The organism is Micromonospora sp. NPDC007230 (assembly GCF_042869115.1).
Taxonomy (GTDB): domain Bacteria; phylum Actinomycetota; class Actinomycetes; order Mycobacteriales; family Micromonosporaceae; genus Micromonospora.
This window is the reverse complement of sequence record NZ_JBIAFE010000003.1, coordinates 229039-249916: the sequence shown is the minus strand read 5'-3', so window position 1 is coordinate 249916 and position 20878 is coordinate 229039. Positions and strand designations below refer to the sequence as shown.

Here is a 20878-nt window from a genome sequence, read left to right as displayed (position 1 = left end):
ACCTCATGGAACCTCTCATCGAGGTCGTGCTCTTCCTCGCGATCGCGACGTTCGGCGCGGCGCTGGCCCGGCGGCTGGGTCTGCTCGCGCCGATCCTGCTGGTCGTGCTCGGCCTCGCGCTCTCCTTCGTGCCGGGCTTCCCGCACGTCCGGCTCGACCCGAACCTGGTGCTGGTGGGCATCCTGCCGCCGCTGCTCTACGTGGCGGCGTTGGAGACGTCGGTGCCCGCGTTCCGGCTCAACCTGCGGCCGATCCTGCTGCTCGCGGTCGGGCTGGTCATCTTCTCCGCGTTCGTGGTGGGCACCGTGGTGCACATGTTCCGGCCCGACCTGCCGTACTCGATCTGCCTGGCCCTCGGTGCGGTGGTGGCGCCGCCCGACGCGGTGGCCGCCACCGCGGTGGCACGCCGGGTCGGTCTGCCCCGCCGGATCGTGACCATCCTGGAGGGGGAGAGCCTGGTCAACGACGCCACCGCGCTGGTGCTGCTGCGGGTGGCGATCGTCGCGGCCACCACGGCGACCGGCGGGATCGGCGTCGGGGACGTGGCCCGGGAGGTGCTGGTGGCCGCCGGCGGCGGGGTCTTGATCGGGCTGCTCGGCGTGGTGGTCTTCGGCTTCCTGCACAAGCGGATCACCGACCCGGTGCTGGACAACGCGCTGTCGCTGATCGTGCCGTTCGCGGTGGTCTTCGCCGCCGAGGAGATCCACGCCTCCGGCGTCATGGCGGTGGTGGTGACCGGGCTGGGCATCGGCCACAAGATGCCGCTGCTGATGTCCGCTGCCTCCCGGCTCCAGGTCGACGCGTTCTGGCGGCTGATCCGGTTCCTGCTGGAGGGGCTGGTCTTCCTGCTGGTCGGGCTCCAGTTGCGCGAGGTGGTGCGCGGCCTGGACGAGCCGCTCGGCTTCCTGGTCGGGATCACGGCTGCGGTGCTGCTCGCCGTCTTCCTGGCCCGGTTCGTCTGGATCTTCCCGGCCACCTATCTGGGCCGGCTGGTGCCCCGGGTCCGCCAGCGGGACCCGGCGCCGCCGGTGCAGTTCCCGATCGTCATCGGCTGGGCCGGGATGCGCGGCGTGGTCACCCTCGCCGCCGCGCTCGCCCTGCCGCTCACCCTGGCCGGCGGGCGCGCCTATCCGCGGCAGCTGTTCATCTGGCTCGCCTTCGCGGTGATCGTGGTGACCCTGGTCGCGCAGGGCGCCACCCTGCCGGCCGTGGCCCGCCGGGCCAAGCTGCCGCCGGACGACCCGGTGCAGGACGCCCTCTCCGCCGCCGCCGTGCAGCAGCAGGCCGGCCGGGCCGCCCGCGAACGCCTGGACAAGCTGGCCGAGGGGGCGCCCGCGGCGGTCGTCGAGCGGCTGCGCGGGCTGGTGCAGAGCCGCACCAACCTGGCCTGGGAACAGCTGGGCGGCACCGCGAAGGAGACCCCGTCGGAGGCGTACGGTCGGCTGCGGCAGGAGATGATCGATGCCGAGCGGGAGGTTTTCCGGGCCGCCCGCGACACCGGGAAGATCCCCCAGGAGGTGCTGGTCCGCGCCTATCGCGACCTGGACCTGGAGGAGTCGTTGCTGCGACGGGAGAGTGACTGATGAGCTGTGCGCACCTGGCCGAGGCGGGCGACGCGGCGCCGGCGACCATGACCGAGTGCCCGGACTGCGTGGCCATCGGCAACGCCGACTGGGTGCACCTGCGATCCTGCCTGGCCTGCGGGCACGTCGGCTGCTGCGACTCCTCGCCGTACCAGCACGCCACGAAGCACTTCGAGGCCAGCGGGCACCCGGTGATGCGCTCGGTCCAGCCCGGGGAGTCGTGGCGCTGGTGCTTCGTGGACGAGGAGATCGGCTGAGCGCGCCCGTCAGCCGAGCCGCCGTTCCAGCACCTGGCCCGGCCACGGCGGGCGGCCCGGCCGGTCGACCGTGAACGGGTCGGTGGCGGTGAAGCCGCAGCTCTCGTAGAAGCCGACCAGCGCCCGGTCGTCGCCGCCGTAGCAGTCCACCCGCAGCAGCGCCAGGCCACGGTCGCGGGCCAGTTCCGCCGCGTACGCCAGCAGCCGGGCCCCGATCCCGTGGCCCGCGTACGCCCGGTCGGAGACCAGCAGGGTCACGTACAGCTCCGGCTCGGTGGCCGGTGGCACGTACTCGGTGGCCGCGCCTACCACCAGGGCACCCACCGGGGTGTCGCCGAGTTCGGCCAGGTAGAGCCCGCCGCTGGTCGCCCACGCGTCGGCCTGGGCGATCCGGCGCGGGTCGGCTGACGCGGGCTCGGTGCCCCACTGGCCGGTCCGGCCGCGCGCCGCCAGCCAGGCTGTGGCGGTGTCGAGCAGCCGCAGCACGGTGCGGGCGTCGCTGGGCCCGCCCGGGCGGATGGTGAGGGTCGGTTGGTCCGTCATGCCGGCCATGCTGCTACACCGGTCAGCCGGCATGACCGGCCGGGGTGCGGGCCGCGCCCGCCGCGTCGGGGGTCGGTCGGGTGACCAGGGCCCACCGGGTCAGCGCCGGGGTGGCCAGGCCGACCACGGCGAAGAGCGCGGCGACCGCCACCCAGCCGAGCGGCCCACCGTCGAGCACCAGCAGCGCCAGCAACGCTGGGCCGAGCGCCCGGGACAGCCCGGCGAGCAGCCCGTCCGCCCCCTGGTAGGCACCGATCGCGTCCGGCGGGGCCAGCGCGTACGCCAGGCCCGCCCCGGCGCTGCCGTGCCACAGGTCACCGGCGGTGTAGACCGCGGTGGCGACCAGCAGCAGCGCGACCGACGCGGCGGGCGGCAGGCCGGCGGTCACCGCGTACAGCAGCATCGCCACGGCCAGCACCAGCCCGGCGCGGCGCATCGACCGGGCCGCCCCGACGGCGTCGTCCGCGCCGCGGGCCAGCCGCACCGCGAGCAGCACGGACAGCGCCGTGTTGGTCAGCAGCACCGCCGACACCACCAGCGGCGGCGCACCGGCCCGGCTCACCGTCCACAGCGGCACCACCAGGGTGAGCACCGTCCAGTGCAGGCTGAGTACGGCCGACGCCCCGCTCACCGCGAGGAACCGCCCGTCGCGCAGCGCCCGCCCCCGGCGCGGCCGCCCGCCCGCCCGGTCACCGGCCGCCGGCGGGCAGGCCGGCAGCCGCAGCAACAGCGCCGCCGACAGCAGATAGGTGACCGCGTCGCCGACCACCAGCAGTTGGTACGCCCGGTGGGTGTCGGCGGCCAGCGCGAGCCCGGCCAGCCCGGCCCCCACGGCGATGCCCAGGTTCGCGACCGCGCGCAGGGTGGCGAAGGCGCGTACCCGGCCCTGTGGCCCGGCCACCGCGGCGACCAGCGCGGCGCGGACTGCCAGGTTGCCGGAGGTGAGCAGCGCGTCGAGTACCGCCACCGCGAGGAACACCGGAAACGAGCCGACCAGCAGGTACGCGGCGGCGACGGCGGCCTGGCCCAGCTGCAGGACCGCGCGCAGCGTACGTGGGTCCCGCCGGTCGGCCAGCGCGCCGAGCGGCACGCTTGCGGTGAGCCCGACCAGCCCGGCGACGGTGAGCCCGGCACCGACCGAGGTGGGGGAGAGCCCGACGTCGCGGGTCAGGTAGAGCGCGGCGCCGGCCAGCCACAACCCCGAGCCGACGGTGTTGGCCAGGGTGGCCAGCGAGAGGGTGCGCAGCGGTCCCGGCGGCGGGATCGGCGAGACCCCGGCACCCATCAGCGCAGATCCGTCCCCGGCACGGCCGCGGACACCATGTCGTCGATGCCCTTGGTCACCCGCCCGGCCCGGGGTGCGGCGGCGCGCACGGCGTCCGGATGGATGGTGGCGTCCCCGTTGGCGGTCATGCTGCCGACCCTAGGCAGGGCCGGGCGGGACCGGTGGCCCCGAAATGCGCGACACCGGTCACATCGGACGGGCGCCTATCCTCCCGGCCCGCTCCCAGGGCGCCGGCACCCGGACCGCCGCCATGCCCGCCGCCGTCGCGGCCCGGATGCCCAGCTCGGTGTCCTCGAAGACCAGGCAGTCCGCCGGGGCCACGCCGAGCCGCTGCGCGGCGAGCAGGAACGCCTCCGGGTCGGGCTTGGGCCGCGCGTAGTCCCCGGCGCACACGAGCGCCTCGAACCGGTCGAGCAGACCCAGCGTCGTGAGCGAGGCGGTGACCCCCGCCCGGGTGCTGCCGGACACCACCGCGAACGGGATCCGCCCGTGGTCGGCCTCGATGTGCGCCAGCACCTCCGGCACGGCGGTCAGGTCGGGCAGCGACCGCTCGTACAGCTCCTCCTGGCGCCGCACGACCGTGTCGACCGGCATGGCCAGCCCGTGCCGCTCGTTGAGCGTGGCGACGATGTCGGCGATGGGCCGGCCGCCCCAGGCGTAGAACAGCTCCTCGGGGAACTCGCAGCCCCACTCGTCCAGCGCCGCGCACCACGCCGCGTAGTGCAGCGGCATCGAGTCGGCGATGGTGCCGTCGCAGTCGAACAGGTACGCGCGGAAGTCGCCGGGCGGCAGGGGCAGCAGCATGGCCGCAGCCTACGGCGCGGAGCTGGAAAAGCGCTGGCCGGGGCGGCCTCCGCTCTGGTTGGCTCCGGCGCTGTGGAACGAACCAGGATGGCCCGGGCCGACGAGTTGACCGAGGTGCAGCGGATCGAGGTGGCCTCCGGTGCGCCGTTCCGGGAGGTCGGGATGGCCGACGTCGCCGACATGCCACCGCTGCCGCTGGACGTGCTCGCCGACCGCCAGCGGGCCGGCCGGGTCTGGGTGGCGGTGAACACGGGGGACCGGCCGGGCGCGTTCGTGGTGGTCGACCTGGTGGACGGCTGCGCGCACGTCGAGCAGCTCAGCGTCGAGCCGGCGTACGCCCGGCGGGGGATCGGGCGGGGACTGCTCGACCACGTGGCCGGGTGGGCCGTCGCGCGTGGGCTGCCGGCGTTGACCCTGACCACCTTCCGGAGTGTGCCGTGGAACGGGCCGTACTACAGGCGATGCGGATTCCGGGAGCTGACCGGCGCGGAGGTCACGCCGGGACTGGCCGGGCTGCTGGCGGCCGAGGCGGCGCTGGGGCTGGACCCGGCCGAGCGGATCGCGATGCGTCGGCCCGTCGCCTAGTCGGCGTCATCCGGGCGCCCCGGTGACGAGGCGTTCGGTGGCCAGGCAGGAGACCAGGCAGCGTTCCTTGGCTCGCCCGGGTCCATGACCGCCACCATCGCGTACGTGCCGTGGCGCGTCCACCGGGTTTGTTCAGTGGGCGCCGTCGAGGTTGAGCACCACCACCCCGGCGATCACGAGACCGGCGCCGGCCACCTTGGCGACGCTGAGCGGCTCGCCCAGGAAGGTCGCGCCGATCGCCATGATCGCCGCGGTGCCGAGGCCGGACCAGATCGCGTACGCGACGCCGACCGGGATCTCCTTCACCGCCAGGGCGAGCAGCCCGAACGACGACACGTACCCCACCGCCAGGCCGAGCGTCGGCCAGAGCCGGGTGAAGCCATCGGTGGCCTTGAGCAGGCTGGTGCCGATCACCTCGGCGGTGATCGCGGCCAGCAGAAACAGGTACGCCATGCGGGGACGGTACCGGGCGGGCCGGGAGCGGCGGGCCGCCCGCAGTACGCCGACGAACTCCGGCGGTTGCCACGGCTGCGGCCCCGTCCCCTACAGGGTCGTCGTCTGATCAGCTGACCAGGCGACAATTTCGGGAGTCGCGCGGTCCACGCGGGGTGGTGGCACCTTCCCGAGGTTGGTGCCACCACCCGGCGGCGGTTCAGGACCGGGCGCAGGCCGTTCCGTTGAGGGTGATCAGGTTGGGGGTGGGGTTGGGGCCGCCGGCGGTGGCGCCGATCAGGCCGAAGGTCACCGTGCCGCCCGGGGCGATCTTCGCGTTCCACGCCTCGTTCTTCGCGGTCACCGTGGCCCCGGACTGGCTGACCCGGGCCGACCAGAAGCTCTGCACCTGCTGGTCGCCGGTGAACGCCCACCGCAGGCTCCAGCCGTCGACGGCGGACGCGCCGGTGTTCCGCACGATGACCTGGGTGTTGAAGCCGTCCGGCCAGCTGCCGTGCGTGGTGTACGTGACGGCGCAGGTCGGGGCCGCCACCGCGGCCGCGTCCCGCTGGTCGGCCAGGAAGGACGCCAGCCAGGCCAGCGCGGAGTTCCAGTTGATCGCCACCTCGTTGGTCGAGTACGAGTTGATGTCGTCGACGTAGCAGAACATCGGCTGGCAGCCGGCCAGCAGGTTGGCCGCGTACGGGTCCTGGAGGGCGGCGTTCGGGCCGCCGGCGAGGGAGCCGTCCGGCGGGTTCGGCAGGTCCGGGTCGAGCTGGTGGGCGAAGATCCGGCTGTGCTGGTGGTGCGCGTTCTGCTCGCCCCAGCCGGTCACGTAGGACATGTTCAGCGCGTTGCGGCCGAGCAGGTAGTCGGCCGCCTGCACCGCGCCGTCCCGATACCTCGCGTCCCGGGTCAGGTCGAACGCGGTGGCGAGCACGATCGCGTTGTTGATGATGTTGCTGTTGCCGCCCCAGACGTACGCGCCGGCCTCGCCGGGCAGCGGCAGCCCGTACGCCTGGCCGCGCAGGGTCGCCAGGTAGCGGTCGGCGGCGGCGGTCACCGAGGTGCGGATCCGGGACTGCTCGGCGGCCGGCAGCGCGTTCGGCACGGTGGCCAGGTCGAGCCGACCCAGCGCGGCCACGCTCTGCCAGCCGAACGCGCCTGCGGCGGCGAAGAGGTCGGCGGTGTGCAGCGGCGAGGTGGTGAGGTCGGTCAGGTACGCCTGCTCCCCGGTGGTCAGCCAGAGCTCGACGGCCGCCCAGTAGAACTCGTCGGTGACGTTCGAGTCGTCGTACGCGCCGCCGCCGTTGCCGTCGGCCGGCGACGCGTAGCGCGCCGGGTGCGCCTTCGCCGCCGCGTACGCCGTCTTCGCGGCGCTGCCGCACCGGGCCGCGAAGGCGGCGTCGTACGGGGCGAAGAGCCGGGCGCACTGGGCGGCCACGGCGGCCAGGTTGAGGGTGGCCGCGGTGGACGGCGGGTGCAGCTCACGCGGCTGCGGGTCGTCCTGCGGGGCCAGCGGCAGCCCGGTCCAGTTCCGGTCGTGGATCTTGTGATGGGCCATCCCGGCGAGCGGCTGGCCGGCGGGCACCTGCATGCGCAGCAGGAACTCCAGCTCCCAGCGGGCCTCGTCGAGGATGTCGGGCACCATGTTGCCCCGCTCGGGCACCCGCAGCGTCCCGTCGCCGAGCGCCCCGCCGCCCGCCGCGGTCTCCGCGGTCTTGGTGCGCTCGAACGCGCTCAGCAGCTGGTAGGTGGCGATCCCGCCGTTGACCACGTACTTGCCGTGGTCCCCGGCGTCGTACCAGCCGCCGCGCACGTCCAGCCGGTGGTCGCAGACGCCGGGCTGGCAGGGCACGTCGGTGTCGCCCTGGTTGGGCGCGACGCCCAGGTGCCCGGCCGGGCGGGCGTACCCGGCGCCGATCAGGTCGCCGTCGATCGGGGTGCCGCTGCGCTGGGCGTAGAAGAACTGGAGCGAGTCGACCCGCAGCCGGTCGTAGAGCGTGCCGGAGATGTCGAACGGGTGGCTGGCCTCCCCGTCGGCGACCAGTGTGTAGCCGGTGCCCGGGGTGCGGAACGACGAGAAGTCGACGGTGTGCACGCGCTGCGCCGACGCCGCGTCCACCCCGCGCGGGGCGGTCTCGCCACTGGCCACCACGGCTCCGGCGGCCGACCTGAGCTGCCAGGGCAGCGGGTCGGTGGCGTCGGTGACCACGGTGGCGTTCTTCGGGCCGCCGGGCAGGTAGCCGACCTGGTTGACCCGGACCCGCGGCCCGGTGTCCGGCTCGTACGGCGGGGCCGCCTCGCCGCCGCGCAGCGAGACGTTGTCCAGGCAGAAGGTCTGCGCGGCGGGGCTGCCGCCGACCTGGAAGACGAGCTGGGCGCCGGGGTTGTCGGCCGGGGCGGTGAACGTCCTGGCGACGTGCTGCGCGGTGCCGGTCGCGGTGGCGTCGACGCTGGCGTACGTGGTGTAGGGCGCGCTGCCGAGCTGGAGCACCGCCTTGAGGGCCGCCCCCGGCGTGGCGGAGACGTCGAAGGAGAGTTCGTACTCGGCGCCCGCGATGAGTGGCACGGCGTCCTGGCCGATGCCGGCGTCCCACGGGTTGGCCAGGCCGCCGGGGACGGTGGTGCAGAGCCGCCCGTCGACGACCGTGAGGTCCCCGGTGCCGTAGGAGAACCAGGGGCTGGTGCCGGCGCTGAAGTCGCCGTTGCGGAGCTGTTCGGGGGCGTCCGGGGGCTCGGCGTAAGCCGCGCCGGCGGTGGCGCCGGTGAGTATCAGGGTGATGGCCGCGGCGAGCGCCGCGAGGCGGCGTCGGTGTGGGATCACGGAGGTTCCTTCCGCGCTGGGGGAGTGGGGTGAGGCGCGAAGAGCTGGGAGCGCTCCCAGCTATCACTCGATGTTTCCAGCACCTTCGCCCACTGTCAATTGATCCGGGCCGATGGCTACCCACCGCGCGCGACAGTGAGATTCGCCGCGCCACGCCGGCATCATCCTGATCTCCTAGAGACAACTGCTGCCTTCGCCTGGCAGGCTGCCTCCCATGACCCTGAAGCTTCGTTCCGTGGGGGCGAGCGACCGTGGGCTGATCCGCAGTGGCAACCAGGACGCCCAGCACGCCGGCAACTGGCTGGTCGCCGTGGCCGACGGCATGGGCGGCATGGCGGCCGGTGACCTGGCCAGCCAGATCGCCATCGACGCGGTCGGCCCGCTGGACGTGGAGACCCCAGAGGACGCGTTGGTCGCCGCCCTCCAGAGCGGCATCGAGCTGGCCACCACGCGGATACGCCAAGCCGTCGTGGAGGACCCGGAACGCCAGGGCATGGGCACCACACTCACCGCACTGCTCTTCGCCCGCACCGGAAGCTGCCTGGCCCTGGCCCACGTCGGCGACTCCCGGGCGTACCTGTTCCGCGAGGGCGTGCTCAAGCAGGTCACCCGGGACGACACGTTCGTGCAGATGCTGGTCGACCAGGGCGTGATCACCCCGGATCAGGCGAGCAGCCACCCCCGCCGGGCCGTGGTGACCCAGGCGTTGCAGGGTGACGAGGTCTCCCCGACGTACGCGACGATGGTGCCCCGGGCCGGCGATCGCTGGCTGCTGTGCAGCGACGGCCTCTCCAACGTGGTCCGTCCGGACACCCTCGCCGAGGTGCTCCGCGAGTATCCCGACCGGGAGGCGTGCGCTCGCAAGCTGATCGACCTGGCGCTGCGGGCCGGCGGCCCGGACAACGTGACCGTGGTGATCGCCGACGTGGTGGACGAGTAGCCGGGGTCAGCGCCGGCGCGGCGCGGCCCGCCGGGTCGGCTCGGCAGTGGTCGGATCCTCCGGCCACGGGTGCCGCGGGTAGCGTCCGCGCAGCTCCGCCCGCACCTGCGGGTAGCCCACCCGCCAGAACGAGGCCAGGTCGGCGGTGACCGCGACCGGCCGGCCGGCCGGGGAGAGCAGGTGCAGCAGCACCGGCACCCGGCCGTCGGCGATCCGCGGCGCGTCCCGCCATCCGAAGGTCTCCTGCAGCTTGACCGCCAGCACCGGGGCGGCCGGGTCGGCGTAGTCCACCCGGATCCGGGAGCCGCTGGGCACCGGCAGCCGTTCCGGTGCCAGCTCGTCGAGCCGGGCCGCCTGCCGCCAGTCGAGCAGCCGGCGCAGTGCCGCCGCGACGTCGATGCGGGCCAGGTCCGCCCGGCGCCGGGCGCCGGCCAGCTCCGGAGCCAGCCAGGCGGCCGCGTCGTCGAGCAGCGCCCCGTCGGACACGTCCGGCCACTCGACGCCGAGCGCCTGCCGGCAGAACGCCAGCCGCCGGCGCAGCGCGGTCGCCTCCGGCGTCCAGGTCAGCAGGCCCAGCCCGGCCTGGCGCAGCCCGGTGAGCACCGCCTCGGCCACCAGCTCCGGGTCGGGCGCCGCGAGGGGCCGGTCGACCAGCTCGATCGCGCCGAGCCGGACGACCTCCCGGGCCACCAGATCCCCGCCGGACCAGCCGACCTCCCGGTCGGCGCGGAGCAGGGGACCGCCGGCCTCCCGGGCGGTCGCCTCGTCGACGGGGGTGGCGAGCCGCACCCGGGCAGTCGGCGCGCCGGGGGAGCGGTCGGCCACCGCGATCGCCAGCCAGGCCGAGCCGGCCAGCCCCGACCCGGCCGCCAACTCCGCCGCGGTCCCGCCCGCCATCAGGTACGCGGACCCACCGGCCCGGCGCGCCCGGGCCAGCCGCTCCGGGTACGCCAGGCCCACCAGCAGCCCGGCCGCCAGGTCATCGGGGAGATGCTGGCCGGTGGTGTCCGCGGCCGGCCGGCGGTGATCCCGGTCGGCACGGGCGGCCGCAGCCCGGGGGCGATCGGCTGGCGCGCTGTCCGTCGCCAGGGTGGCGCGGAGCCGGCGTACCTCGGCGCGCCAGCGGGCGGTGGCGGCCTGGTCCGTGCCGCCCCGCATTCGCCGCCACAGCGCGGTCAGATCGTCCCCCGCGCCGGCGAGTGTCTCGTCGGCGAGCAGGGCGACCACCTCGGCGGCCCGGTCGGCGCCGACCCGCTCCGCCCCGTCGAGCAGCGCCCGGGCCAGCCGCGGGTGCGCGCCCGCCGCCGCGATGGCCCGCCCCCGGCCGGTGATCCGGCCGTCCGCGTCGACCGCGCCCAGCGTGGTGAGGGTCTCCCGGGCGACCGTGAGGGCGGCGGGCGGCGGCGGGTCGGGCAGCGCCAGCCCGGCCCCGTCCGGGTCACCCCACGCGGCCAGCTCCAGCGCGAACCCGGTCAGGTCGGCGGTGGCGATCTCCGGCTCCGGCTGCGGGGCGAGCCGGGCGTGGGTGGCCTCGGACCAGCACCGGTAGACCGCGCCCGGGCCCTCCCGTCCGGCCCGGCCGGCCCGCTGGGTGGCCGCCGCGCGGGACACCGGCACGGTGACCAGCGCGCCCAAGCCCCGGGCCAGGTCGGTCCGGGGCACCCGGCTCAGGCCGGCGTCCACCACCACCCGCACTCCGGGCACGGTCAGGCTGCTCTCCGCCACGGCAGTGGCCAGCACCACCCGGCGCCGGTCGACCGTTCCGGGGCGTGGCGCGGCGTCCGGCCGCGCTGCGCGGTCCGCCGCCGTTGCGCCTGGCGGCGCGATGTCCCCGGGCCGGGCCGCCGGCAGCCGCAGCGCGGCGTCCTGCGCCGCCCCGGGCAGCCGGCCGTGCAGCGGCAGGACCGCCACCGAGTCGGGCAGGTCGGCCAGGCGGGTGCGGACGGCAGCGATCTCGCCGGCGCCGGGCAGGAAGACCAGCACGTCCCCGGTCTGCTCGCGCAGCGCCCGGCGTACCGTGGCGGCCACGTGGTCCAGCAGCGCCGGCGCGACCCGGCCCGCGCCCGGCGCGGCGACCGGCCGGGGCGGGGGCGCCCAGATCCGGGTCACCGGGTGCAGGGCCGCATCGGCCCGCACCACCGGCGCGGGCCGGTCGGGCCCGCCCAGCAGCGCGGCGAACCGCTCCGCCTGCGGGGTGGCCGACATTGCCAGCAGCCACAGGTCGGGCCGGAGCGCGCCCCGGGCCTCGACGCCGAAGGCCAGGGCCAGGTCGGCGTCGAGCTGTCGCTCGTGGACCTCGTCGAGCAGCACCGCGCCGACGCCGGGCAGTTCCGGATCGTGGTGCAGCCGCCGGACCAGCAGGCCGGTGGTGACCACCTCGACCCGGGTCTGCGGACCGACCCGGCGCTCGCCCCGGACGGCGTACCCGATCCGGCCGCCGACGTGCTCGCCGAGCAGGGCGGCCATCCGGTGCGCGGCGGCCCGAGCGGCCACCCGGCGGGGCTGGGCGATCACCACCCGGCCCGGGACCGCGTCGGCCACCGCGAGGGGGGCGAGGGTGGTCTTGCCGGTGCCGGGCGGCGCCACCAGGACCGCCGTGCCGGCCGCGCGCAGCGCCTCGACCAGCGCCGGCAGCACCGACCGGACCGGCAGGTCGAGGGCTACGTCGGAGAGCACCGGTCCACTCTCGCATCCGGCGCGTCAGGCCGGGCGCACCCCGTCCACGCCGGCGACGAAGGCCGCCCACGCCGCCGGCCCGAAGACCAGGACGGGCCCGGGGCGGTCCTTGCTGTCCCGCACGGCGATCCGACCGCCCACGGCGGCGACCTCCACGCAGTTGCCGTTGCCGCTGCTACGCGTGCTGGTGCGCCAGCCCGTCCCCGACAGGTCGAGCCTCATCCCCGTTACCTCTTCTTCAGTCGGCGTGCCGCCGAGCGGTCACGCAAAGTTACGAGAAGCCTCCTCCAAACGGGCCAATGATGCCGCCGGATCCAGTGCCATCCGGCACAGCTCCTCATGCAGCAGGCTATACCTTTGCACCTGTGCAAGCTCCTCAAGAGCCAGTCCCATAGTGAGGTTGTCCAGGTAGACCACGGAGGCGTCGGCCGCATCGGCGAAGCCGAGGATGACGTAGGAGGTGCTCATCGCCGGGTGACCACCGGCACCGAATGGAAGTACATGGATGGTTACGTTGGGTAGTTGAGCGAGCCGTGCCACGTGGGTGAGTTGATCGGCCATCACCGCCGGCCCGCCGACGGCGCGCAGCAGCACCGCCTCGTTGAGCACCACCGACAGCCGGACCGGCGCCTCCCGGTGCAGCACCTCCTGCCGGCGCAGCCGGGCGGCGACCTTGCGCTCGACGCCCTCCTCGCCCGCCGTGACCCGGTAGATCTCCCGGGCGTACGCCTCGGTCTGCAGCAGCCCCGGCACCGCCTCGGCCTCGTACGTCCGCAGCGTCGCCGCCTCGGCCTCCAGCCCGACGTAGAACTCGAACCACTCCGGCAGGACGTCGCTGTAGTTCTGCCACCAGCCGCGCTGCTGCGCCCCCCGGGCGATCTCGATCAGCGCCTCGGCGTCCGCGCCGGTCACCTGGTAGAGCGCGAGCGCGGCCCGGACGTCCCGCGGCTTGATGCCGATCTGCGCGTTCTCAATGCGGGAGAGGTTGCTCTTCGACATGTCGAGCTGGCGCGCGGCCACGTCGAGGGTCATCCCCGCGCGTTCGCGCAGTTGGCGGAGTTCCCGGGCGATGCGGCGGCGACGAACGGTGGGACTGGCGGTCACGCCGTCGAGTTTGGCACGCCAAGATCCGCAGCTCACGCCGGGCGCGGACTGCAACCGTGGAATTCGGGAGTTGCATCCCCGGAGCTTTGCGGTGCATTCTCTTCCCGGTATCAGCCGTCACCTGTGGACAGCCGGGAGGCTCGTTTGCTCATCGCTGACGAGTTCTTCCTGATCGCGCACAACGACAGCCGGGGCAAGGCCAGACTGCATCCGGCCGCGACGGGGCTCGGCCTCGCCGCTGGCCTCCTCGGCGAGTTGATCCTCTTTCGACGGATCACCGTCGCCTCCGGACTGATCACCGTGCTCGACCGCCGGCCGCCGGCCGACGCGCTCGCGCACACCGTGCTCGACCAGCTGATCGGCGAGGCCCAGCACCGGGCGGTCCGCACCTGGCTCAGTTTCCTGGCCCAGACTGGCGTGGCCACGGTCGGCGAGCGGCTGGCCCGCGCCGGGGTGCTGCGCCGGCAGGAGAACCGTCGTCTCCTGCGGACGAGCCTCAGCTACGTTCCGGTCGATCTGAACGCGGCCGCCTGGCCGGCGGCCCGGCTGTGGACCCTGCTGGAACGCCCGGAGCCCATCGCCGTGCCGGACGCCCTGCTGCTCGGCCTGGTCGCCGCCACCGGGTTGACCCGCGAGGTGCTGTTCAGCGCCGGACCGCAGGCCCACCACCGGCTGAGCGGGCTCATCCCCACGCTGCCCGCGCCGCTGAAGGAACTGGTCGGGCACACCGAGGCCGCCGTCGGTGCCGCGGTGCTGCGCGGCATCCCCTGACCTCCGGGTCACCGCCCCCATTCCTCCCCTCCACCGGAGCAGCCCCCATGCCCCCTGCAGCCACCGTCGAGCGTCCCAGCAACGTCTCCGAGGCCCTGGCCCGCGGCCGGCTCGGCATACCGTCGGTCGTCTTCTTCGTCCTCTCCGCCGCCGCCCCGCTGACCGTGGTGGCCGGCGTGGTCACCACGGGGTACGCCGTCACCGGCGTCACCGGCATCCCGCTGGCGTTCCTGGCGGTCGCGGTGGTGCTCACCCTCTTCGCGGTCGGCTATGTGGCGATGGCCCGCCGGCTGACGAATGCCGGCGCGTTCTACGCGTACATCGCCCGTGGGCTCGGTCGGCCCGCCGGGGTCGGTGCGGCGTGGGTCGCGCTGATCGCGTACAACGCGCTGCAGGTCGGGCTCTACGGCGCGATCGGCGCGGCCGCCGAGCCGGTGCTGGACCAGCTCTTCGGCAGTTCACCCGCCTGGTGGGTGGTGGCCCTGGTCGCCTGGGCGCTGGTCGCGATGCTGGGCGTGCTCCGAGTGGACGTGAACGGCCTGGTGCTCGCCGTGCTGCTGCTGGCCGAGATCGCGGTCATCCTCGTCTTCGACCTGGCGCAGGTCACCCACCCGGCCGGCGGTTCGGTCAGCTTCGCCACCCTGTCGCCGGACAATCTGCTGGTGCCGGGGGTCGGCGCGATCCTGGTGCTGGCCACGACCGGCTTCACCGGCTTCGAGTCCGCGGTGGTGTTCAGCGAGGAGAGCAAGGACCCGAAGCGGACCGTCCCGATGGCCACCTACCTGTCGGTAGCCATCATCGCCGGTCTGTACGCCTTCTCGGCCTGGACGATGACCGTCGCCACCGGGCCGGACCGGATCGTCGACGCGTCCCGGGAACAGAGCACGGGGCTCATCTTCAACCTCGCCGGCGCGCACCTCGGCGACACCGCGGTGACCATCGGCCAGGCGCTCTTCCTCACCTCGCTGCTGGCAGCGATGATCTCGTTCCACAACACCACCGCCCGGTACGCCTTCGCGCTCGGCCGGGAGCGGGTGCTGCCGGCACTGTTCGGGCAGACCTCGCCGCTCACCGGGGCGCCGCGGGCCGCCTCCCTGGCGCAGAGCGCCCTCGGCCTGGTCGTGATCGTCCTCTACGCGGCCGCCGGCTGGGACCCGCTGGTGCAGCTGTTCTTCTGGGGCGGCACCGGCGGCGGGTTCGGGGTGTTGCTGCTGATCACCGCCACCGCGGTCGCGGTGATCGCCTTCTTCGCCCGGACCCGCACCGAGGAGACGCTGTGGCGGCGGGTCATCGCCCCCGCCCTCGCCGCGATCGCGCTGGTCGCCGTCATCGTGGTCGCGGTGGACAACTTCGCCATCCTGCTCGGGGTCGCCCCGGACTCGCCGCTGCGCTGGGTGATCCCGGCGGTCTACCCGGTGGCGGCGCTGCTCGGCCTGCTCTGGGGGCTGGTGCTGCGCCGCACCCGGCCGGCCGTGTACGCCCGGATCGGGCTGGGCGCGGAGAGCGCCGTCGTCGACGCGCCGCGGACGGCCGACGAGGTGACGCCGCCGGCCGGGGCGGAGGTGACGGCATGAGCGAGCGTCAGCGAGCGAATCGTCAGTGCAGTGCTGTGGTGCCTCATGGCGGCGCCGAGCGGAGCGAGGTGACGGCATGAGCGAGCGTCAGATCGAGCGGCTCGGCCCGGCGGAGACCCGGTCGGTCGCTGAGCGGATCGCCCGGGCCTTCCGGCTGCTGGCCGTCACCCGGTGGCTCGTGCCGGACGAGGCGAAGCGGGAGGCGGTGCTCGCCGACAACTTCGAGATCCTGGTCGACCACGCGATGCTGCACGGGATCGTGCACGGCACCGCGGACCGGGCGGGCATCGCGGTCTGGTTCCCGCAGACCGGCGAGCCGGTCCCGCCGCCGGCCGACTACGACGCCCGGCTCGCCGCCGCCTGCGGCGAGTGGACGCCGCGGTTCCAGCACCTCGACGAGCTGTTCGAGGCGCACCACCCGCACGCCGACCACCACCATCTGGCGTTTCTGGCGGTCGCGCCGGAACGCCAGGGGCGGGGCCTGGGCAACGCGCTGCTGCGGCACCATCACGGCCTGCTCGACGCCGAAGGCGTGCCCGCATACCTGGAGGCGAGCAGCGAGCGCAGCCGCGACCTGTACGCCCGGCACGGCTATCGGGCCGCCGAGCCGTTCCGCGTTCCCGACGGCGCCCCCTTCTATCCGATGTGGCGCGACCCGGTCGGCTGAGCGGTGCGCGCCGCCGGTGCGCGGCTGTCCACGCGGCCCGGGTCGACGTGCGGGAAACCGGGTACGGCCCGGTCGGCGAACCGCCGACCGGGCCGCGTGGACGCGACGGTGGTCGGGCCCGCCGGCCCGACCACCGTCGTCCACCCGTCAGTACGCTCCGTCGAGCTGCCCGCGCAGCCTCGTCAGCGCCCGGGCCAGCAGCCGGGACACGTGCATCTGGGACACGCCGATCTGCTCGGCGATCTGGGACTGGGTCAGGTTGCCGTAGAACCGCAGGGTGAGGATCTTCTGCTCCCGCTCGTCCAGCGTGGCGAGCGCCGGGCCCAGGGCGACCCGCAGCTCGGCCAGCTCGAACTCGCCGTCCTCGCCGCCGAGCAGGTCGCCCAGCTCGGTGGCCCGGTCGCCGTCGCCGGTCGGGGTGGACAGCGACACCGCGTTGTAGGCGCGGGCGCCTTCCAGGCCCTCCAGCACCTCTTCCTCGGTGAGGTTGAGGTGGGCGGCGATGTCGGCGACCGTCGGCGAGCGGCCGAGGGTCTGCAGCAGCGCGCTGTTGGCGTCGGAGATGGCCAGCCGCAGCTCCTGGAGGCGCCGGGGCACCCGGATGTCCCAGGTCCGGTCGCGGAAGTGCCGCTTGAGCTCGCCGATGATGGTCGGGATGGCGTAGCCGGCGAAGTCGACGCCCCGGGAGGGGTCGAACTTGTCGATCGCCTTGATCAGCCCGACGGCGGCGGTCTGCGCCAGGTCGTCGGTGGGCTCGCCCCGGCCGCTGTAGCGGTGGGCGAGGTGGTTTGCGAGCGGCAGCCAGGCCTCGATCGCCCGGTCGCGCAGCGCGGGGCGCGACGGGTGGTTGGCGGGCAGCGCCGCCATCGCGTTGAGCAGGTCGGCGGCGCTGTCGGTGAGCGCGCCCGGGTCGAGCTTCCCGGTGGTGGACGGTGTGGTCGCCTGCTCGCTGATCGTGTGCGCGGTCATGGTGGTCCTCCCTGCACCTCGTCCGCGAAGGAAAGGCGTGACGCGTCGGTTCAGCTTCAGTTCGTACGTTCGGGAGCCACCGTAACCCGATCGTCCGGAAGAAATCTAGCCGAAAGTACGATGTGCTTTTGGGATTTACTTGCCCTATCTGGCTGCAACGGGACATAGCGGGCCGGCGGCGGCCCGCAGTACGAGCCCGTTTCGGGTGTCCGCTTCGTCGGTGCAGCTCAACCGAGCGGTCAACGGAGAAGCCGACAATCAGCTCGCATTGCCGACTTTCGGTCGTTGTCGCGCTGACGAGACCGCCCGTAGCGTCACGGGGTAGCCGTATACGGAGGCGCCCCGTGCTCGACCCCGCCGCTCCGCAACTCGTCCTCAACGCCCGGATGCTGCAGTTCAGCTGGCTCCCGGCGGACCCCGACGCGGTCGCGGCGGTACTGCCCGCCGGGGTGTGTCCGAGCCCCGACCGCCAGGTGTTCCTCTGTCAGTACGTGGTGGACGACGCGGCGCAGACCTCCGGCCTCGGCGCGTACTCCCTCACCTACCTCGGCGTCGCGCTCGACGGCATCGAGCCGCCGGCCGCGGGGGACACCCCCGGCGGCCTGTGGATTCACTACTTCGCCTCCAGCCCCCGGGTCCGCGACTACTCCGCCGCCCGGGGCGTCCCGGCGACACCCGGGCAGACCTGGCTCGACCTGCGCGGCGAGCAGTTGACCGCGGAGACCCACGCGGATGGGGCCGCGCTCATCCGCACGATCGCCCGCGTCGGCGGCACCGGCTGCCGGGTGTTCAGCGGGCACCACCGCTACCTGACCGCCTGGGGCGGCGGGCTGCTCAGCGCCGAATTCCCGTACGTGGCCGAACCGGTGACCCCGTTCGAGGTCGAGTCGGTGGAGTTCCTCGTCCCGGCACACCCGGTCTATCCGTTACGCCCGGCCAACCCGCTCACCATCTGCGGCGGCCTGTACTCGCCCCGGGTGTCGTTCGCGTACCCGGCGCTGCCGGTCGCGCTGGACCAGCCGCCGGCCGCCACCGGCCTCCGGCCGGCGCCAGTCGGTGAAGCACAGGTGGTCACCGGCCTTTAGCGCTGCCACCTCGCAGACCAGCCGGTCAAAGTGGGCAGCGCCGTGAATGAGCGGCTCGGCGAGGTTTCCGCTCGTCCAGATGGGTAACACAGATCCCGGGTTGGCACGTTCCTGTGCGGTGCGGAACCAGTCCCACATCGCCACGTTCCAGCCTCCCGAGGTCGACCCCGACCTCACGGTAGGCCCCCCGAGACGGCCCCGCGAGCTGACCGCCCCTGGTCGGCCGCCCCTCCCGTGGGTCCCGCCGCGACCCTGTACCGCCCCACGGAGGAGGCCGCACCATGTCCGCCGAGACGACGAACACCGTGACCGAGCACCGCGCGCCGGCGGTGGAGGGGGAGCGGGGTGCGCTGGTGGCGGTCTTGGTGATGGTGATCCTCGGCGTGGCCGGCATCTTCGCCGTCTCCTGAGCGCCGGCGGGCGCCCCGGGTTGCCCCGGGACGCCCGTGCTGCCCGGATCGGTCAGGGCCGGGAGCCCTCGCCGTCGGTATGCGGCATCCGCCCGGCGGGGATCACGCCGAGCCGGCCGGCCTGGAAGTCCTCGAACGCCTGGACCAGCTCGTCCCGGGTGTTCATCACGAACGGGCCGTAGTGCGCGACCGGCTCCCGGATCGGCTGCCCGCCCATGATGTAGAGCTCCAGCGCCGGGGTGTTGCCGTCCTGCTTCGCGTCGGCGGTGACCCGCAGCGCGTCGCCCGGGCCGTGCACCGCGAGCTGGCCGAGGTGGATCGGGCGGCGGTCGCTGCCCACCGTGCCCCGGCCGGCCAGCACGTAGACCAGCGCGTTGAAGTCCGGCCGCCAGGGCAGGCTCAGCTCCGCGCCGGGCTGCAGCGTCACGTGCGCGATGGTGATCGGGGTGTGGGTCGAGCCCGGGCCCCGGTGCCCGGCGATCTCCCCGGCGATCACCCGGATCAGCGCGCCGCCGTCGGGCGTGGTCAGCAGCGCCGATTCCCGGCCGCGGATGTCCTGGTAGCGCGGCGGGTCCATCTTCGCCACTCGGGGCAGGTTGACCCAGAGCTGGAGGCCGTGGAAGAGGCCGCCGCTCATCACCAGGTGCTCCGGCGGCGCCTCGATGTGAAGCAGGCCGCTGCCGGCCGTCATCCACTGGGTGTCGCCGTCGGTGATGGTCCCGCCGCCGCCCTGCGAGTCCTGGTGGTCCATGATCCCGTCGATCATGTAGGTCACCGTCTCGAAGCCGCGGTGCGGGTGCCAGGCGGTCCCCTTCGGCTCACCCGGCGCGTAGTCGACCTCGCCCATCTGGTCGAGGTGGACGAACGGGTCCAGTTCGGTCAGCGGCACGCCGGCGAAGGCCCGGCGGACCGGGAAGCCCTCGCCCTCGTACCCGCTCGGGGCGGTGGTCAGCCGGCGGACCGGACGGAAGGCGGTGGACTCGTCCAGCTGCGGCAGGCGGGGCAGGACGAGGACGTCGTCGACGGTGATGGCGGGCATCGCGGGCTCCTTACTTGTCGGCCGGGGTGGACGACGCGCCGCGGTCGGCGCGCAGGCGCCGACCGAGCCGCTCGAAGACCCGGGTGAGGCAGGCGACCTCGGCGTCGTCGAGGTCGTCGATCAGGTGGGTGCGCACGGAGCGCAGGTGGTGCGGCGCGGCCTCGCGCAGCGCCAGCAGGCCGGCCGCGGTCAGCACGGCCTCGCTGCCGCGTCGGTCCTCCGGGCAGGACTGCCGGGCGACCAGGCCGCGCTTCTGCATCGAGGAGATCTGGTACGTCAGCCGGCTCGGCGAGAACACCAGCCGGCTGGCCAGCTCGCCCATCCGCAGCCGCTGCCCCGTCGCTTCGGAGAGCAGGACCAGCACGTGGTAGTCGGCGAAGCTCAGCTCGCTGTCGGCGCGCAGGTCGTCCTCGAGCTGGGTGAAGAGCCGCTGGCTCGCCTCGATGTAGGCGCGCCAGGCGGTCATCCGCTCGGGGTTCAGGCTCTCGGTCACGGGTATGAGAGTAGCACTACTTCAAATTTAAACAAGCGCCGTGGAGTGTGTGTGAGCGGCGCGACAGCGAGTGGTTCTGGGAAGGAGTTTGGAATTTGAATCAGATCCGGACGCCGCTGCCCGGGCTAGGGTCGGGGGGTGGATGATCTCGACCTGCTCGACTGGCGGGAGCGGGTGGCCCGGCTCTACCTCTCCGACCTGGACCTGGCCGGGTTCCGGGCCGCCCGCGACGACCTGTTCCGCTCGCACCCGTGCAGCCCGCTGCCGGCCGCCGACCGGGCCGGCTTCCCCGGGCTGCGCTGGCTTCCGCCCGATCCGGCGGCCGTGGTCGAGGCGCCGCTGCGGCCCGCCTCAGGCGCGGAGACCATCGACACCGGCGGGCCCGACGGGGTCGTCCGGTACCGCCGGGTCGCGGTTGCCGAGACCCCGTGGGGCCCGCTCACCGTGTGGTGGATCGAGGCGTACGGGGGTGGGCTGTTCGTGCCCCTGCGCGACGCCACCTGCGGCGCCGAGACCTACGGCGGCGGGCGCTACCTGACCGACACGGTGAAGGGCACCTTCGGGCGCGGCCTGACCGTGCTGCCCGGCGAGCGCGTCCGCCTCGACGCCAACTACCTCTACAACCCGAGCTGCGCGTACGACGACCGCTGGGCCTGCCCCCTCGCCCCGCCGGAGAACCGCCTCGACGTCCCGATCCGGGCAGGGGAACTGGCATACCGGACCTGACACCTGGCTCGGTGTCCGTTTCTAGCGTTGATCATGAGGTTGGCGTGGAGTTTGATCTCCACGAGTGCCGCTAACCTCATGATCAACCTGGGGGAGGTTGCGGGTTTT

The 20878-nt window shown here is 74.2% G+C and carries 21 protein-coding genes and 2 pseudogenes; 10 read left to right on the top strand and 13 right to left on the bottom strand.

Translation table 11 applies throughout. The annotated features are described in order from the left end of the window. Positions 1-5: 5 nt before the first annotated feature. Positions 6-1583: a Na+/H+ antiporter gene (locus ACFYML_RS06400; RefSeq protein ID WP_387419591.1), complete on the top strand. Its 1578-nt coding sequence runs from the start codon at positions 6-8 to the stop codon at positions 1581-1583. Next, on the top strand, positions 1583-1840 hold the full coding sequence (locus ACFYML_RS06395; RefSeq protein ID WP_387419590.1) for a UBP-type zinc finger domain-containing protein: 258 nt from the start codon (positions 1583-1585) through the stop codon (positions 1838-1840). The genes ACFYML_RS06400 and ACFYML_RS06395 overlap by 1 nt, the downstream gene beginning before the upstream one ends. A 9-nt stretch (positions 1841-1849) precedes the next feature. Here the strand turns inward: ACFYML_RS06395 and ACFYML_RS06390 are convergent, their stop codons facing one another. From ACFYML_RS06390 to ACFYML_RS06375, 4 genes are read right to left on the bottom strand one after another with little or no spacing between them, the layout of a single operon-like run. Further along, entirely contained in the window at positions 1850-2383 is a 534-nt protein-coding gene (locus ACFYML_RS06390; protein WP_387419589.1) for a GNAT family N-acetyltransferase, read from the bottom strand. 22 nt (positions 2384-2405) lie between these two features. Further along, entirely contained in the window at positions 2406-3668 is a 1263-nt protein-coding gene (locus ACFYML_RS06385) for an MFS transporter (protein WP_387419588.1), read from the bottom strand. Next, positions 3668-3796: a hypothetical protein gene (locus tag ACFYML_RS06380; RefSeq protein ID WP_387419587.1), complete on the bottom strand. Its 129-nt coding sequence runs from the start codon at positions 3794-3796 to the stop codon at positions 3668-3670. Before ACFYML_RS06380 ends, ACFYML_RS06385 begins: the two co-directional genes overlap by 1 nt. 58 nt (positions 3797-3854) lie before the next feature. Beyond that, positions 3855-4472 (bottom strand): HAD family hydrolase, encoded by a 618-nt coding sequence (locus ACFYML_RS06375; protein ID WP_387419586.1) that lies wholly within the window; start codon positions 4470-4472, stop codon positions 3855-3857. A 72-nt stretch (positions 4473-4544) separates the two neighbouring features. Here ACFYML_RS06375 and ACFYML_RS06370 point away from each other — a divergent pair, with 72 nt between their 5' ends. Continuing rightward, a complete protein-coding gene (locus ACFYML_RS06370) occupies positions 4545-5057 on the top strand; it encodes a GNAT family N-acetyltransferase (RefSeq protein ID WP_387419585.1) in 513 nt (170 codons plus the stop codon). 132 nt (positions 5058-5189) lie between these two features. On the opposite strand, the gene ACFYML_RS06365 is transcribed toward ACFYML_RS06370, so the two are convergent. Together ACFYML_RS06365 and ACFYML_RS06360 are read right to left on the bottom strand one after the other, a co-directional pair. Continuing rightward, positions 5190-5510 (bottom strand): DMT family transporter, encoded by a 321-nt coding sequence (locus ACFYML_RS06365; protein WP_387419584.1) that lies wholly within the window; start codon positions 5508-5510, stop codon positions 5190-5192. Positions 5511-5709: 199 nt separating this feature from the next. Next, positions 5710-8316 (bottom strand): glycoside hydrolase family 9 protein, encoded by a 2607-nt coding sequence (locus ACFYML_RS06360; RefSeq protein WP_387419583.1) that lies wholly within the window; start codon positions 8314-8316, stop codon positions 5710-5712. 214 nt (positions 8317-8530) lie between these two features. On the opposite strand from ACFYML_RS06360, the gene ACFYML_RS06355 reads away from it, so the two are divergent. Continuing rightward, positions 8531-9256 (top strand): PP2C family protein-serine/threonine phosphatase, encoded by a 726-nt coding sequence (locus tag ACFYML_RS06355; protein ID WP_387419582.1) that lies wholly within the window; start codon positions 8531-8533, stop codon positions 9254-9256. 6 nt (positions 9257-9262) lie between these two features. Here ACFYML_RS06355 and ACFYML_RS06350 read toward each other — a convergent pair. The 4 genes and pseudogenes from ACFYML_RS06350 to ACFYML_RS06335 form a co-directional block, all read right to left on the bottom strand. Continuing rightward, positions 9263-11038: pseudogene (locus tag ACFYML_RS06350) on the bottom strand (ATP-dependent helicase C-terminal domain-containing protein); the annotation flags it as partial. 68 nt (positions 11039-11106) lie between these two features. Further along, positions 11107-11932 (bottom strand): annotated as a pseudogene (locus ACFYML_RS06345) (DEAD/DEAH box helicase); the annotation flags it as partial. A 24-nt stretch (positions 11933-11956) separates the two neighbouring features. Then, complete coding sequence (locus ACFYML_RS06340; RefSeq protein ID WP_387419581.1) at positions 11957-12154, bottom strand: DUF397 domain-containing protein; 198 nt, start codon at positions 12152-12154, stop codon at positions 11957-11959. A gap of 39 nt (positions 12155-12193) precedes the next feature. Next, complete coding sequence (locus ACFYML_RS06335) at positions 12194-13036, bottom strand: helix-turn-helix domain-containing protein (RefSeq protein WP_387419580.1); 843 nt, start codon at positions 13034-13036, stop codon at positions 12194-12196. 144 nt (positions 13037-13180) lie between these two features. Between ACFYML_RS06335 and ACFYML_RS06330 the strand changes: the two genes are divergently transcribed. From ACFYML_RS06330 to ACFYML_RS06320, 3 genes are all read left to right on the top strand, one after another. Beyond that, positions 13181-13807, top strand: coding sequence for a GPP34 family phosphoprotein (locus ACFYML_RS06330; RefSeq protein WP_387419579.1), 627 nt, complete (start codon positions 13181-13183; stop codon positions 13805-13807). 47 nt (positions 13808-13854) lie between these two features. After that, on the top strand, positions 13855-15381 hold the full coding sequence (locus ACFYML_RS06325) for an APC family permease (RefSeq protein ID WP_387419578.1): 1527 nt from the start codon (positions 13855-13857) through the stop codon (positions 15379-15381). 76 nt (positions 15382-15457) lie between these two features. Then, positions 15458-16048, top strand: coding sequence for a GNAT family N-acetyltransferase (locus tag ACFYML_RS06320; RefSeq protein WP_387419577.1), 591 nt, complete (start codon positions 15458-15460; stop codon positions 16046-16048). Between the two features lie 147 nt (positions 16049-16195). On the opposite strand, the gene ACFYML_RS06315 is transcribed toward ACFYML_RS06320, so the two are convergent. Next, on the bottom strand, positions 16196-17017 hold the full coding sequence (locus tag ACFYML_RS06315; protein WP_387419576.1) for a SigB/SigF/SigG family RNA polymerase sigma factor: 822 nt from the start codon (positions 17015-17017) through the stop codon (positions 16196-16198). A 344-nt stretch (positions 17018-17361) separates the two neighbouring features. Here ACFYML_RS06315 and ACFYML_RS06310 point away from each other — a divergent pair, with 344 nt between their 5' ends. Together ACFYML_RS06310 and ACFYML_RS06305 are read left to right on the top strand one after the other, a co-directional pair. Then, on the top strand, positions 17362-18102 hold the full coding sequence (locus ACFYML_RS06310; RefSeq protein ID WP_387419575.1) for a hypothetical protein: 741 nt from the start codon (positions 17362-17364) through the stop codon (positions 18100-18102). Between the two features lie 281 nt (positions 18103-18383). After that, positions 18384-18512, top strand: a complete 129-nt coding sequence (locus tag ACFYML_RS06305; RefSeq protein WP_357441187.1) for a hypothetical protein — start codon at positions 18384-18386, stop codon at positions 18510-18512. Between the two features lie 52 nt (positions 18513-18564). On the opposite strand, the gene ACFYML_RS06300 is transcribed toward ACFYML_RS06305, so the two are convergent. Further along, the gene (locus ACFYML_RS06300; RefSeq protein ID WP_387419574.1) at positions 18565-19551 is read right to left on the bottom strand and encodes a pirin family protein; all 987 of its coding nucleotides are present in this window, start codon (positions 19549-19551) and stop codon (positions 18565-18567) included. 10 nt (positions 19552-19561) lie between these two features. After that, positions 19562-20044, bottom strand: a complete 483-nt coding sequence (locus ACFYML_RS06295; RefSeq protein ID WP_387419573.1) for a MarR family winged helix-turn-helix transcriptional regulator — start codon at positions 20042-20044, stop codon at positions 19562-19564. 138 nt (positions 20045-20182) lie between these two features. On the opposite strand from ACFYML_RS06295, the gene ACFYML_RS06290 reads away from it, so the two are divergent. After that, positions 20183-20770: a DUF1684 domain-containing protein gene (locus ACFYML_RS06290; protein WP_387419572.1), complete on the top strand. Its 588-nt coding sequence runs from the start codon at positions 20183-20185 to the stop codon at positions 20768-20770. Positions 20771-20878 lie beyond the last annotated feature (108 nt).